The organism is Mesorhizobium sp. 2RAF21 (assembly GCF_052115345.1).
GTDB classification, from domain to species: Bacteria; Pseudomonadota; Alphaproteobacteria; order Rhizobiales; family Rhizobiaceae; genus Mesorhizobium; species Mesorhizobium terrae.
This window is the reverse complement of sequence record NZ_JBFRGM010000002.1, coordinates 489,123-501,733: the sequence shown is the minus strand read 5'-3', so window position 1 is coordinate 501,733 and position 12,611 is coordinate 489,123. Positions and strand designations below refer to the sequence as shown.

15 protein-coding genes are annotated in these 12,611 nt (G+C 64.2%); 10 read left to right on the top strand and 5 right to left on the bottom strand.

The genetic code is table 11. The annotated features are described in order from the left end of the window. Both AB4136_RS05175 and AB4136_RS05170 read right to left on the bottom strand, forming a co-directional pair. Positions 1–930: a bifunctional 5,10-methylenetetrahydrofolate dehydrogenase/5,10-methenyltetrahydrofolate cyclohydrolase gene (locus AB4136_RS05175; protein WP_024924648.1), complete on the bottom strand. Its 930-nt coding sequence runs from the start codon at positions 928–930 to the stop codon at positions 1–3. A gap of 269 nt (positions 931–1,199) precedes the next feature. Continuing rightward, a complete protein-coding gene (locus AB4136_RS05170; RefSeq protein WP_024924649.1) occupies positions 1,200–1,997 on the bottom strand; it encodes a L,D-transpeptidase in 798 nt (265 codons plus the stop codon). A gap of 217 nt (positions 1,998–2,214) precedes the next feature. Between AB4136_RS05170 and AB4136_RS05165 the strand changes: the two genes are divergently transcribed. Further along, on the top strand, positions 2,215–2,850 hold the full coding sequence (locus tag AB4136_RS05165) for a DNA-3-methyladenine glycosylase I (RefSeq protein WP_024924650.1): 636 nt from the start codon (positions 2,215–2,217) through the stop codon (positions 2,848–2,850). Between the two features lie 7 nt (positions 2,851–2,857). Here AB4136_RS05165 and AB4136_RS05160 read toward each other — a convergent pair whose 3' ends face one another. Next, a complete protein-coding gene (locus AB4136_RS05160; RefSeq protein WP_051504790.1) occupies positions 2,858–3,061 on the bottom strand; it encodes a hypothetical protein in 204 nt (67 codons plus the stop codon). After that, positions 3,058–3,366, bottom strand: a complete 309-nt coding sequence (locus AB4136_RS05155; protein WP_137901740.1) for a hypothetical protein — start codon at positions 3,364–3,366, stop codon at positions 3,058–3,060. Before AB4136_RS05155 ends, AB4136_RS05160 begins: the two co-directional genes overlap by 4 nt. A 40-nt stretch (positions 3,367–3,406) precedes the next feature. Here AB4136_RS05155 and hisS point away from each other — a divergent pair, with 40 nt between their 5' ends. The 5 genes from hisS (at position 3,407) to AB4136_RS05130 (ending at position 8,947) form a co-directional block, all read left to right on the top strand. Next, entirely contained in the window at positions 3,407–4,906 is a 1,500-nt protein-coding gene (gene hisS / locus AB4136_RS05150; RefSeq protein WP_024924652.1) for a histidine--tRNA ligase, read from the top strand. After that, the gene (locus AB4136_RS05145; protein WP_024924653.1) at positions 4,903–5,271 is read left to right on the top strand and encodes a VOC family protein; all 369 of its coding nucleotides are present in this window, start codon (positions 4,903–4,905) and stop codon (positions 5,269–5,271) included. Before hisS ends, AB4136_RS05145 begins: the two co-directional genes overlap by 4 nt. Beyond that, entirely contained in the window at positions 5,268–6,392 is a 1,125-nt protein-coding gene (locus AB4136_RS05140) for an ATP phosphoribosyltransferase regulatory subunit (protein WP_024924654.1), read from the top strand. Before AB4136_RS05145 ends, AB4136_RS05140 begins: the two co-directional genes overlap by 4 nt. Beyond that, positions 6,389–7,090, top strand: a complete 702-nt coding sequence (gene hisG, locus AB4136_RS05135) for an ATP phosphoribosyltransferase (protein ID WP_024924655.1) — start codon at positions 6,389–6,391, stop codon at positions 7,088–7,090. Before AB4136_RS05140 ends, hisG begins: the two co-directional genes overlap by 4 nt. A 96-nt stretch (positions 7,091–7,186) precedes the next feature. Then, positions 7,187–8,947: an AMP-binding protein gene (locus AB4136_RS05130; RefSeq protein WP_036254372.1), complete on the top strand. Its 1,761-nt coding sequence runs from the start codon at positions 7,187–7,189 to the stop codon at positions 8,945–8,947. 12 nt (positions 8,948–8,959) lie between these two features. On the opposite strand, the gene AB4136_RS05125 is transcribed toward AB4136_RS05130, so the two are convergent. Continuing rightward, complete coding sequence (locus tag AB4136_RS05125) at positions 8,960–9,397, bottom strand: Lrp/AsnC family transcriptional regulator (protein WP_036254375.1); 438 nt, start codon at positions 9,395–9,397, stop codon at positions 8,960–8,962. A gap of 132 nt (positions 9,398–9,529) precedes the next feature. Between AB4136_RS05125 and rocF the strand changes: the two genes are divergently transcribed. The 4 genes from rocF to AB4136_RS05105 all read left to right on the top strand — a co-directional run bounded on the left by rocF (position 9,530) and on the right by AB4136_RS05105 (position 12,590). Next, complete coding sequence (rocF, locus tag AB4136_RS05120) at positions 9,530–10,450, top strand: arginase (RefSeq protein WP_024924656.1); 921 nt, start codon at positions 9,530–9,532, stop codon at positions 10,448–10,450. After that, on the top strand, positions 10,450–11,514 hold the full coding sequence (locus tag AB4136_RS05115) for an ornithine cyclodeaminase (RefSeq protein WP_024924657.1): 1,065 nt from the start codon (positions 10,450–10,452) through the stop codon (positions 11,512–11,514). The genes rocF and AB4136_RS05115 overlap by 1 nt, the downstream gene beginning before the upstream one ends. Positions 11,515–11,645: 131 nt before the next feature. Further along, positions 11,646–12,038 (top strand): RidA family protein, encoded by a 393-nt coding sequence (locus AB4136_RS05110; RefSeq protein WP_024924658.1) that lies wholly within the window; start codon positions 11,646–11,648, stop codon positions 12,036–12,038. Positions 12,039–12,275: 237 nt separating this feature from the next. Next, the gene (locus tag AB4136_RS05105) at positions 12,276–12,590 is read left to right on the top strand and encodes an EthD family reductase (RefSeq protein ID WP_024924659.1); all 315 of its coding nucleotides are present in this window, start codon (positions 12,276–12,278) and stop codon (positions 12,588–12,590) included. Positions 12,591–12,611: the final 21 nt, after the last annotated feature.

The window sequence follows — 12,611 nt, the reverse complement described above, 5'->3', positions numbered from 1 at the left end:
TTATTCCGCCGCGATCCGGCCCTGCGGCTGGTCGCCGACGGCATAGGAGGCGCGGTAGAGTTCGCGCTGCCGGTTGAGTGCCACCATGGTGTTGCGCAACAGGATCGCCACCGTGATCGGGCCGACGCCGCCCGGCACCGGGGTGATCCAGGAGGCGACTTCCTTCACGCTTTCGGTGTCGACATCGCCGACGATGCGGCTGGTGCCGTCGGGCAAGGTCTCGGCATTGATGCCGATGTCGATGACAGCGGCGCCAGGCTTCACCATGTCGGCCTTGATCAGCCTCGGCTTGCCGACCGCCACGAATAGCGCGTCGGCACGTCGTGCATGCACGGCCAGCGAACGCGTCATGTGGTGGCAGACGGTGACGGTGGCGCCTTCGCTCATCAACAGGAAGGCGATTGGCTTGCCGACGATCTCGGAATGGCCGACGACGACGACTTCGAGACCCTTGAGGTCGAGACCGGTCTCCTTGAGCAATTCGACGGAGGCGGCCGCCGTACAGGGCGCGAGGTCGAGCTGGTTGTAGACGATGTTGCCGATCGAGGCCGGGTGCATGCCTTCGACGTCTTTCAGCGGATGCACGGCGCTCTGCAGCGCCTTGACCGGTATGTGCGACGGCACCGGGCGCTGGATGATGATGCCGGTCACCCGCGGGTCGGCATTCATGCCGTGGATCGCAGCCTCGAGTTCGCGGGCGGTGACATCGGCCGGAAAACGACGCTCCTCGAAATCGATGCCGGCGAGGCCAGCCTTGGCACGCTGGTTGCGCACATAGACGTCGACGGCGTCGACATCGCCGACGGTGATGGAGACCAGCTTCGGAGGAAAACCCTCGTTGCGCGCCTCGGCAGCGGCGACGCGCACGCTGTCGATGATGCGCTGGGCAACGGGGCCGCCCCTCAGATAGCGGCTGTCGGAGGTGGACATTGGCAAACTTCCGGTTTCTGCGTTTTCCGGGCGGCATAGCAGGAGAATGCCGTTGGGGGGAGGCTGATTCCGTCGTGCCTTAGTCGATTGTGGCCGTTGGCTCCTGGGTTTGCGCCGTATGCGCGCTGCTTTCAGCGAAAGCGCCAACAGAAAGGGCAGCGCGGCAATGCCGGCTGCCCTTTCCGGACTGGCCATGTCCCCACAAGGCCCGTCCCCCGTTATTCCGTTGCGGCCGAAAACGTATCCTCGGCCGACTCAACTCGAAAATATTACATCACGACGACCGTCGTGCCTACCTTCACCCGGTCGTAGAGGTCGACAACGTCTTCGTTGCGCATGCGGATGCAGCCCGATGAGACCGCGCCGCCGATCGTCCAGGGCTGGTTGGTGCCGTGGATGCGGTAGAGCGTCGAACCGAGATAGAGCGCGCGGGCGCCGAGCGGGTTCTCCATGCCGCCGGCGAGGAAAGTGGGCAGATAGCGGCCCTTGGCTTTCTCGCGCGAGATCATCTCGGTCGGCGGGCGCCAGTCGGGCCATTCGCGCTTCTGGCTGACCTTGTGCGTGCCGGCCCATTCGAAGCCCGGCTTGCCGGTGCCAACGCCATAGCGGCGGGCCTTGCCGCCATCCTGCACCAGATAGAGGAAGTTCTGCTTGGTATCGATGATGATGGTGCCGGTCTTCTCCTTGCCATCATAGGCGACCTGCTGCGGCAGGTAGATCGGGTTGATCTGCGGGCGGGCGACCGCGCGGCGCGCCGCCTGCGCCGGAACGGCGGCGGTGCGCATGCGGTCCGGCTGCGCCTGCGGTTGAACCTGGCGATACTGCACGCGCGGCTGACCCTGTCGGTAGCGTACCTGCGGCTGATCCATGGACGGCTGGACGGCATAGGCCTGGGCCTGCCGAGCCGCGCCCGGCGCACGGCCGAGCTGCAATACCCATGGCGCCGAAAGATCGGGGCTGACCATCACCGGCGGTCGTTCGGCGTAGCGGTCGCTGGCAAGGGTAGGGCTGGAGGCCGCCGCCAGCGCCCCAATGGCGCCGAACAATGGCAAAAGCAGTTTTCTCATGGACGCACTCTCAACTCGATCGTCACACTTGGCCGGAATCGGGTGTCCCTTCCGGCTTCGACCGACATGTTGGCTGGAGGCGGCAAGCGAAAAGTGAATCGGACTGCTTAAAATGCTGCTTTGTCAGTAAACCTTTTGGTGTGGTTACCGGTGGGTTCAGGAATCTGGTAAAGCGCCGGTAAAGCAGGCCGAAAGCGCGTTAACGAACGGATTTGCGATGAGCGACAACAATGGCCTGATCAAAGGGGCCGACGGCCTGACCCGCTGTGCCTGGCATGGCAACCTGCCGGACTACCAGCACTATCACGACCGCGAATGGGGACGTCCCGTCACCGAAGATCGCCGGCTGTTCGAGAAGATCTGCCTGGAAGGTTTCCAGTCGGGCCTCTCCTGGCTCACCATACTGCGCAAGCGCGAGGCCTTCCGCGAAGCCTTCGACGGGTTCGACTTCGACCGCGTGGCGCGTTTCACCGATGCCGATGTCGAACGGCTGCTTGGCAATGCCGGCATCGTCCGCCACCGCGGCAAGATCGTTTCCACCATCAACAACGCCAAGCGCGCCCGCGCATTGGCCGACGAGGCGGGCTCGCTGGCCGCCTGGTTCTGGAAGTTCGAGCCGGCGCCGGAAGAGCGGCCGGCGGTGGTCGACATCGTCCATGTGCGCGCCAATCCGACGACCGCGGTCTCGACACGCATTTCGAAGGAATTGAAGAAGCGCGGCTGGAGCTTCGTCGGTCCGACCACGGTCTACGCCTTCATGCAGGCGATGGGCATGGTCAACGACCATATCGAGGGTTGTTATTGCCGCGCCGAGGTCGAGGCTGAACGAAAGGCGCTGCGGCGCCCGAAATAGGCGAGGGTCAGCCGCGCGACAGCATCAGGCCGATGACGATCGCGGTGATGGTGGCGAGTGCCGGATAGATGACGAGCAGCCCGGTGACGAGAACATCGCCGACGCTGGAATTGTTGCGCTCCTCTACCGGAACCTCGAACGGCCCCGCGTGCTGGCTGATCGCGGGCGCAATTGCCTCCGGACGACGCAACGGGATTACCTGCGCGGTCATTGTCGGTTCGTCCAGGAAGTCGATTTTCCGCGCGGTAGCCATTTCGGGTGCAAATCCTTGGTTTCCAGCTGCTTATCGGCGGGGATTATGTCGGCACGATGCCGCGATAATGGCCGAATTGGTTCGTTTTCGGCGCCTTGTGCCGCAATGGTTGACGAGTGCTGAACGAGGTCGAACTGGGGCAGGTGGTTGAGCGTCGTCGTCTGCTGAAGACAGCCATGCCGACGGGACATTGCCGTTTTGGCAAACTTCTTGCCGCTCCATGCCGCATCGGCTAGGACAACCGCGCCGCGAAAGCGGTGCATTTCCCGTCCGCGGACACCACTGACAGCGAGCATTGAGGCCATGGCCGACAAACCGGAAAAGATGAAGGCGCGGCTGCCGCGCGGGTTTGCCGACCGCAGCGCCGAGGATATCCGCGCCGTCGACAAGATGATGGCGACCATTCGCGGCGTCTACGAGCTCTATGGCTTCGAGCCGGTCGAGCAGCCGCTGATCGAATATACGGATGCGCTCGGCAAGTTCCTGCCCGACCAGGATCGCCCGAACGAGGGCGTCTTCTCCTTCCAGGACGACGATGAGCAGTGGCTGTCGCTGCGCTACGACCTGACCGCGCCGACGGCGCGTTTCGTCGCCGAGAATTACGACCGCCTGCCGAAACCCTATCGCAGCTACCGCTCCGGCTGGGTGTTCCGCAACGAGAAGCCGGGTCCGGGACGCTTCCGCCAGTTCATGCAGTTCGACGCCGACACGATCGGCACGCCCGGCGTGGCGGCGGATGCCGAAATGGCGATGATGATGGCCGACGTGATGGAAGCGCTGGGTATTGCGCGCGGCGACTATGTCATCCGCGTCAATAACCGCAAGGTGCTGGACGGCGTGCTGGAGGCCATCGGCCTCGGCGGCGATGACAATGCCGGCCGCCGTCTGATCGTGCTGCGCGCCATCGACAAGCTCGACAAGGTCGGGCCGGACGGCGTGCGCGCTTTGCTTGGCAAGGGCCGCCTCGACGAAAGCGGCGATTTCACCAAGGGCGCTGGGTTGGATGATGCACAGGCCGATCGTGTGCTGCTTCTGACGGCACCAAGCACTGGCGATCTCACCGATACGCTGGTCAAGATGCGGGCCGCGGTCTCCGGCTCGGAACGTGGGGCAGAGGGCGTGCAGGAACTGCAAGATATCGGCGCGATGATTGCCGCCGCTGGCTATGAGGATGGCCGCGTCAAGATCGACCCCTCCATCGTCCGTGGCCTCGAATATTACACCGGCCCGGTCTACGAGGCCGAATTGCTCGCCGAAATCCCCAATGACGAAGGCAAGATCGTGCGCTTCGGCTCGGTCGGCGGCGGCGGTCGTTATGATGGGCTGATCTCGCGTTTCCGTGGCGAGCCCGTGCCGGCCACCGGCTTCTCCATCGGCGTCTCGCGCTTGATGACGGCGCTGAAGAACCTCGGCAAGCTCGACATGTCCGACATCGTCCAGCCCGTCGTCGTGCTGGTCATGGACCGGGACACGGAAAGCCTCGGCCGTTACCAGAAGATGGTCTCGCAGTTGCGCCAGGCCGGCATTCGCGCCGAGCTCTATCTCGGCGGGGCCGGCATGAAGGCGCAGCTGAAATATGCCGACCGCCGCGGCTCTCCCGTCGCGGTCATCCAGGGGTCAAGCGAGCGCGATGCAGGCGAAGTGCAGCTGAAGGACCTGATCGAGGGCGCCCGGCAGGCGGCGGCGATCGCCGACCACGCCGAATACAAGGAAGCGCGCCCGGGCCAAGTGACTGTGCCGGAGGCCGATCTGGTGGCCGAGGTGAAGAAGATTCTGGCCGCGCAGGCAGCCGATCGCCAATGACGCTGCTCGCCATCGATCATGTCCAGCTTGCCATGCCGGGGGGGCGCGAGGCCGACGCTCGCGCCTTCTATGCCGGCATTCTAGGCCTGATCGAGCTGGCGAAGCCCGACAGTCTCGCAGCGCGTGGTGGCTGCTGGTTCGAAAGCGGCGCGGTGAAAGTGCATCTCGGCGTCGACCCCGACTTTCATGCGGCCGGCAAGGCGCATCCTGCCTTCTTGGTTGACGATGTGAAGGCGTTGGAGGCGGCGGTGACAAACGCCGGCTATCGCGTGGCGACCGATGTGCCGCTGGCGGGTTATGTGCGCATCCACATCTACGATCCGTTCGGCAACCGCATCGAGCTGATGCAGAAAGTGTCCTCGTGAGAAGCGCGCGGCCCCCAGCTTTCGCCGGCGAAGTCGCTGCGCTGCTCGAACGGCGCGGCGCCGGTCTCGTCGAAGTGGCGGTGCTGCAGCCGGCCGATCCGTTCCTCGATATGGCCGGCGAGGATCTGCGCCGCCGCATCTTCCTGACCGAAAGCGAGACCGGCCAGACGCTTTGCCTGCGTCCCGAATTCACCATTCCGGTTTGCCTCGACCACATCGCCAGCCAGGCGGGCACGCCGCGCCGCTACGGCTATCTCGGCGAGGTTTTCCGCCAGCGGCGCGAAGGCGGTAACGAATTTTTCCAGGCCGGCATCGAGGACCTTGGCGATACCGACACCGCCGCCGCCGACGCCCGCAACATTGCCGATGCCCATGCCTTGCTGTCGCTGGCGCTGCCGGATCGCGTCTTGTCGGTCACGCTGGGCGATCAGGCTATCTTCGAAGCGGTGTTGGCCGCGCTCGGCCTGCCGCGCGGCTGGCGCATGCGGCTCGCCCGCGCTTTCGGTTCGAAGGAGATGCTGGAAGCCGCGCTTGCCGATCTCGCCAACCCGCCGCGCAACGGCCAATTGCCGGCGCCTATCGCCACGCTGGCGCTGGACGCCGATCTCGACGGGCTGATGGCGCACATCGCCGGCGGCATGGAAACGGTCGGTCTCTCGGCCTCCGCCGGCCGCACACCGGCGGACATCGCGCGCCGGCTGGTCGAGAAGGCGCAGCTGCGTTCCGTGCGTTTGTCCGACGAGGCGTTTGCGGCATTGAAGGCATTCCTGGCCATCCATGTGCCGCTGGCGCAGGCGGCCGCGGCGCTGGAGCGCTTCGCCGCCGATGCTGGCCTGGCGCTGGGCGCCGCGCTCGACACGTTCGCTGCCCGCGCGGACGCGGTCGCCGGCCATGGCCTGCCGTCAGAAGCGGTCCGCTACGATGCCGCTTTCGGTCGTCCGCTGGATTATTACACCGGCCTCGTCTTCGAAATAGCCTCCGCCGATGGCGAGCGTCCATTGGCCGGCGGCGGGCGCTACGACCGCCTGCTGACGCTGCTCGGCGCCAAAAGCCAGATTCCCGGTGTCGGTTTCTCGGTCTGGCTCGACCGCATCGAGGCGCTACGGGGTGACGCATCATGACCGTGACGCTGGCGATCCCGTCCAAGGGGCGGCTGAAGGAACAGGCGCTTGAGGTTCTGGCGAAGGCCGGGCTTGCCGTCAGCCTGCCGGAGGACGACCGCAAATATCACGCGCGTATCGCCGGCCGCGACGATATCGAGGTGGCGTTCCTGTCGGCATCCGAAATCGCCGGCGAGATCGGACAGGGCGCCGTCGACCTCGGCATCACCGGCGAAGACCTTTTGCGCGAGAACCTGGCCGACTGGCAATCGCGCGCCGAGATCGCGGCCCGGCTGGGCTTTGGCCACGCCGATGTGGTCGTGGCGGTGCCGGACATCTGGTTGGACGTCGACACCATGGCCGACCTCGACGATGTCGCCGCCGACTTCCGCCAGCGCCATGGCCGCAGGCTGCGCATCGCCACCAAATACTGGCGGCTGACGCAGCAATTCTTCACCGCCAAGCACGGTATCCAGGTCTATCGCATCGTCGAGAGCCTGGGCGCCACCGAAGGCGCGCCGGCAGCAGGCTCGGCTGACATCATCGTCGACATCACCACGACCGGCTCGACGCTAAAGGCGAACCATCTGAAAATCCTGTCGGACGGCATCGTGCTGAAATCGCAGGCCTGCCTCGTGGCCTCGAAGAAGGAACGCAAGCCGGCCGATGCAGCCCTTGTCGCCGACATCACCGCCAAGGTCGCGGCCTCGCTCGCATAGCAGCGACACGCGGCCGCTTGCGCCATCAGACTTTTGACTGGATGTTCTGTCGGTTGACCGGCTGATAGCCTCTGCCGGCTAGCGCAGGAGGTGGCCATGGCGATCAATCCCGACGAACTGAAAGGCACGCGCCCGACATTCGATCGCGCCGCGCAGGCCGGTGCTGTGTTCATCGCGCCCCGAGACGGGCTTTCGCATGTGTCGGGCGAACGCCTCGTGCCGTTGCTCGACAAGACCATCCCGCAATTGCTGGGCGATACGGTGCGGGCTCATGGTCCGCGCGATGCCGCTGTTTTTCCGAGCCAGGGCAAGCGCTTTTCCTGGGATGAGCTGGCGCAGACGGTCGACACATTCGCCGCCGGTCTGGCGAAACTCGGTCTGGGAAAGGGCGAGCGTGTCGGCATCTGGTCGCCCAACCGCTGGGAATGGCTGGTCACGCAGTTCGCCACCGCGCGCATCGGGCTTGTCCTCGTCAACATCAACCCGGCCTACCGGCTGGCCGAACTCGAATATGCGCTGAACAGGGTCGGTTGCAGGGCTCTGGTCACGGCCGCGCAGTTCAAGACCTCGGACTATCTCGGCATGATCCGGACGCTGGCGCCCGAGATCGATGTCGCCGTGCCAGGCAAGCTGGCGGCGGCGAAACTGCCGGCGCTTGAGATCGTCATCCGCATGGGTGAGGAGACATCGCCCGGCATGTTCAACTTCGGCGACGTTCTGGCGATGGGCGCCGGTGCCGACCGGGCGGCGCTGGATCGTATCAGTGCGACGCTGACGCCCGACGATGCCATCAACATCCAGTTCACGTCCGGCACCACAGGCGCGCCGAAGGGCGCTACACTCACCCATGCCAACATCATCAACAACGGCAATTTCGTCACCGCCGCCATCCGGCTGACCGCGAATGACCGGCTCTGCATTCCCGTGCCCTTCTACCACTGCTTCGGCATGTCGATGGGGTCGATGGGCTGTGTGTCGAAGGGCGCGACCATGGTGTTCCCGGGCGAGGGTTTCGATCCCGGCGTGACGCTGAAAGCAATATCCGACGAACGCTGCACCGGCCTCTACGGCGTGCCGACCATGTTCGTCGCCATGCTCGACCATCCGGATTTCAAGAGCTTCGACCTGTCGTCGCTGCGCACCGGCATCATGGCCGGTTCGCCCTGTCCGATCGAGGTGATGAAGAAGGTCATCGCGCTCATGCATATGTCGGAGGTGACGATCGCCTACGGCATGACCGAGACGAGCCCGGTTTCCTTCCAGAGCGGCGTCGACGACCCGTTGGAGAAGCGTGTTTCGACGGTCGGCCGCATCCATCCCCATGTCGAGGTCAAGGTGGTGGATGCCGAAGGCGGCACGGTGCCGGTCGGCGAGCGCGGCGAACTGTGCACGCGCGGCTATTCGGTGATGAAGGGTTATTGGGAAGACCCGGAAAAGACCGCAGAGGCGATCGACCCGGACGGCTGGATGCATACCGGCGACCTTGCCACCATCGACGAGGAGGGGTTCTGCAACATCGTCGGGCGCGTGAAGGATTTGGTCATTCGCGGCGGCGAGAACGTCTATCCACGCGAGGTCGAGGAGTTCCTTTACCGGCATCCCAAGGTGAAGGAGGTGCAGGTCTTCGGCGTGCCGGATGCCAAATATGGCGAGGAGATCGCCGCCTGGATCGTGGTGAAGCCGGGTGAGACCATGAGCGAGGAGGATGTGAAGGCCTTCTGCGCCGGGCAGATCTCGCACTACAAGGTACCGCGTTACATCCGCTTCAAGGACAGCCTGCCGATGACCGTGACCGGCAAGGCGCAGAAGTTCATCATGCGCGACGCCATGGTCGAGGAACTGGGCCTCAAGTCCTGATCGCAATCGAGCTTACAGCCGTGCCCGCGTCGAGCGCGGGGTGGCCAGCAGCAGCGTCGTTTCGGAACCGGTGATGGCTGGAATGAGCCGCACCTTGCGCAGCACCGCGTCGAGCTGCGTCAGCGTTTCGGTGTTGAGCTCCACGACCAGGTCCCAGCGGCCGTTGGTGGTGTGCACCGCCGAGATTTCCGGGAAGCCGCCGAGAGCCCGCACCACGCGGTCGGCGGCATGGCCTTCCACCTCGATCATCATGATGCCGCGCACGCGCTGTTCCAGCGCATCCGCCCGCAGGATGACGGTGTAGCCGAGGATTTCGCCCTGGCGCTCCAGCCGTTCGATGCGGGCGCGAACGGTGGCGCGAGACACGCCGAGATCGACGGCAAGGTCGGAGATGGAGCGGCGGCCGTCATGGCGCAGCAGCGTCACCAGTCTTTCGTCCAGCGCATCCATGTTTGACCATATTGGTAATCGATACTGCCGAAATGATAAGGCATTGGGCAATATTTGCCAATTCAGATTGTTCATTCCGCCAGTCGTTTGCGCTTCAATTGCCGCAAAAGATCTAAACAGGGAAGGAACATCATGCGTTGCAGGATATTGGGTGCGCCGGAGCAGGATGGCGCCGGAGTTCTGGGATGCGAGATGGGGCCAAGCGCATTGCGTACGGCCGGACTGATCCCGGCGTTGATCGAGCTTGGCCATGAGGTCGAAGACCTGGGGACGGTGCAGCCTACCGCGACCCAGCCGATCACTCACCGCAATCCCGCGTTGAAGGCGCTGCCGGAGATCGTTGCCTGGACGGCAGCGATTGCCGAGGCTGCCTATCAGGCCAGCAAGGACGCGATGCCGATCTTCCTTGGCGGCGATCATGCCATCTCCGCCGGCACGCTGTCCGGTATCGCCCGCCGTGCCGCTGAGACCGGCCGGCCTCTCTTTGTCCTGTGGCTCGACGCGCATCCCGATTTCCACACGCTCGACACCACCGCCAGCGGCAATCTGCACGGCGTGCCGCTTGCCTATGCCTGCGGCCTGCCTGGCTTTACCGGCGTCTTCCCGGATCTGACCGTGCGGGTGGAGCCCACGCGTATCTGCACGCTCGGCCTGCGCAGCGTCGATGCGGCTGAGCGCCAGGCGCTCAACGAGGCCGGCGTGACGGTACACGACATGCGCGCCATCGACGAGCACGGTATCGCGCCGCTCCTGCGCGCCTTCCTCGCGCGTGTCGCTGCCGAAAACGGCCTTCTGCATGTCAGCCTCGACGTCGATTTCCTCGATCCGTCGATCGCGCCGGCTGTCGGCACCACGGTGCCCGGCGGCGCTACCTTGCGTGAGGCGCATCTGGTGATGGAGATGTTGTCCGACAGCGGACTGGTCACCAGCCTCGATCTCGTCGAACTCAATCCCTTCCTCGATGAACGCGGCCGTACCGCCACCTTGATGGTCGACCTGACGGCGAGCCTGATGGGCCGTCGCATCATGGACCGTCCGACGAGGAGCTTCTGATGACGACCGCAGCCAAGCTCAACATCGTTCCCTTTGTCAGCGTCGATTCCATGATGAAGCTGGTGCTGGCCATCGGCGTCGAGCGGTTTCTCACCGAGCTAGCCGCCTACATCGAAGAGGATTTTCGTCGCTGGGAGCTGTTCGACAAGACGCCGCGTATTGCCTCGCACAGCCATGACGGCGTCATCGAGCTGATGCCGACCAGCGACGGCAGGCTCTATGGCTTCAAATACGTCAACGGCCACCCGAAGAATACGCGTGAGGGCCTGCAGACGGTGACCGCTTTCGGCGTGCTGGCCGATGTCGGCTCGGGCTATCCGATGCTGCTCACCGAAATGACCATCCTGACCGCGTTGCGCACCGCCGCCACCTCGGCGGTCGCGGCCAAATATCTGGCGCCGAATGGCGCCCGCACCATGGCCATCATCGGCAATGGCGCGCAGTCGGAATTCCAGGCCATCGCCTTCAAGGCGATCACCGGTATCGACAGGCTGCGTCTCTACGACATCGATCCGTCGGCCTCGCGCCGCTGCGCCAAGAACCTTGCCGGCATGGGTTTCGGCATCACCATCTGTTCCTCGGGCCAGGAAGCGGTGGAAGGCGCCGAGGTCATCACCACGGTGACCGCCGACAAGCAGTATGCGACGATCCTGACCGACAACATGGTCGGCTCCGGCGTGCACATCAACGCCGTCGGCGGCGATTGCCCCGGCAAGACGGAGCTGCATCGTGATATCCTGCTGCGCTCCGACATCTTCGTGGAGTTCCCGCCGCAGACCCGCATCGAGGGCGAAATCCAGCAATTGGACCCTGACCATCCCGTGATAGAGCTGTGGCAGGTGATGGCCGGCAAGGTCGCCGGTCGCTCCAGTGACAAGCAGATCACGCTGTTCGATTCCGTCGGTTTCGCCACCGAGGATTTCTCGGCGCTGCGTTATGTGCGCGACCAATTGCAGGCGACCGGCCTCTATGAGGAGCTCGACCTGCTGGCCGATCCCGACGAGCCGCGCGACCTGTTCGGCATGCTGCTGAGGGCGGGCGCTAAGGAAGGCGTTGTCGCCTAGAGCAATTCCAGGAAAAGTGCGTAGCGGTCTTCTGTCTGGAATTGCGTAAAAACAAAGAGTTAGAGCGTTTCCGCGGTTCAGTGAAAAACGGAAACGCTCTAGTTTCAGTCGGAAGAAACAGGAGGTTGCTGATGTCGCTCGAACTCATCAATCCGGATGATCTGCCTGTTCCCGAGATGTACACGCAGGTTGTCATCGCAACCGGGACCAGGATGGTGTTCGTCTCAGGCCAGCAGCCCGAGAGCAGAGACGGCAAGCTCGTGGGGCATGGTGATTTTGCGGCGCAGGCTCGCCTGACATTCGACAATCTCGGCCGGGCGCTCCGGGCCGCGGGCGCACGGCCTGAGCAGGTCGGCAAGATCACGATCTATATCGTCGACTACAACCGCGATGTACATGTTCCGATCATCGAGGAGGCGCAGATTTCGTTGTTCGGAAATCACAAGCCGGCGAATGTGATCGTGGGGGTGGCGATCATGTCTCCGGGCTACCTCATAGAGGTTGATGCGATAGCGGTCATTTGACGGGAAGCCGCGGTTGTCGCGGCGCGGCCATGTCGAGGTCACGCACTCATAGACTGACGTCGTCCGCCGTTCAGCGCTTTCCTCTATCGGTGCCGCAATCCGCTTCGAAAAGCACAGCGAAAACCACCTCGCTCCCGTCAAACTCGCTTCAGCCAAAATCCGGATGCGCTTTGCGAGTCCGTGAGCTAGAAAGCCCCCCTCGGACGCTCGGAGCGGCGTTCATGCAGGAGCCTGACCATGATCAAGATGAGCGTCTACTATCCGGCCGATGGCGGCTCGAAGTTCGATCACGACTACTACCGCACCACCCACATGCCGCTGCTGCGGGAACGGCTCGGCGATGCCTGCCTGCGCTACGAGATCGACAAGGGCCTTGCGGGTCGCGAACCTGGAAGCGAGCCGAAGTTTGTCGCGGTGTGTCACGTCTACTCGCCGAGCCTGGGGGTATTCCAACAGGCGCTCGGTCCCCACCGCACGGAGATCGCCGCGGACGTCGCCAACTATACAGACATCGCGCCCATAGTGCAGATCAGCGAAATCGTTGAAGTGTAGGCGCTTCGGCGCGTCAGGCGT

What these genes read in the sequence shown, in the direction of transcription:
- AB4136_RS05130 (WP_036254372.1), top strand. Translation starts at nt 7,187, where the DNA reads ATGGCGATCAATCCCGACGAACTGAAAGGCACGCGCCCGACATTCGAT.
- AB4136_RS05145 (WP_024924653.1), top strand. Translation starts at nt 4,903, where the DNA reads ATGACGCTGCTCGCCATCGATCATGTCCAGCTTGCCATGCCGGGGGGG.
- rocF (WP_024924656.1), top strand. Translation starts at nt 9,530, where the DNA reads ATGCGTTGCAGGATATTGGGTGCGCCGGAGCAGGATGGCGCCGGAGTT.
- AB4136_RS05155 (WP_137901740.1), bottom strand. Translation starts at nt 3,366, where the DNA reads ATGCACCGCTTTCGCGGCGCGGTTGTCCTAGCCGATGCGGCATGGAGC.
- hisS (WP_024924652.1), top strand. Translation starts at nt 3,407, where the DNA reads ATGGCCGACAAACCGGAAAAGATGAAGGCGCGGCTGCCGCGCGGGTTT.
- AB4136_RS05110 (WP_024924658.1), top strand. Translation starts at nt 11,646, where the DNA reads ATGTCGCTCGAACTCATCAATCCGGATGATCTGCCTGTTCCCGAGATG.
- AB4136_RS05170 (WP_024924649.1), bottom strand. Translation starts at nt 1,997, where the DNA reads ATGAGAAAACTGCTTTTGCCATTGTTCGGCGCCATTGGGGCGCTGGCG.
- AB4136_RS05165 (WP_024924650.1), top strand. Translation starts at nt 2,215, where the DNA reads ATGAGCGACAACAATGGCCTGATCAAAGGGGCCGACGGCCTGACCCGC.
- hisG (WP_024924655.1), top strand. Translation starts at nt 6,389, where the DNA reads ATGACCGTGACGCTGGCGATCCCGTCCAAGGGGCGGCTGAAGGAACAG.
- AB4136_RS05125 (WP_036254375.1), bottom strand. Translation starts at nt 9,397, where the DNA reads ATGGATGCGCTGGACGAAAGACTGGTGACGCTGCTGCGCCATGACGGC.
- AB4136_RS05160 (WP_051504790.1), bottom strand. Translation starts at nt 3,061, where the DNA reads ATGACCGCGCAGGTAATCCCGTTGCGTCGTCCGGAGGCAATTGCGCCC.
- AB4136_RS05105 (WP_024924659.1), top strand. Translation starts at nt 12,276, where the DNA reads ATGATCAAGATGAGCGTCTACTATCCGGCCGATGGCGGCTCGAAGTTC.
- AB4136_RS05115 (WP_024924657.1), top strand. Translation starts at nt 10,450, where the DNA reads ATGACGACCGCAGCCAAGCTCAACATCGTTCCCTTTGTCAGCGTCGAT.
- AB4136_RS05175 (WP_024924648.1), bottom strand. Translation starts at nt 930, where the DNA reads ATGTCCACCTCCGACAGCCGCTATCTGAGGGGCGGCCCCGTTGCCCAG.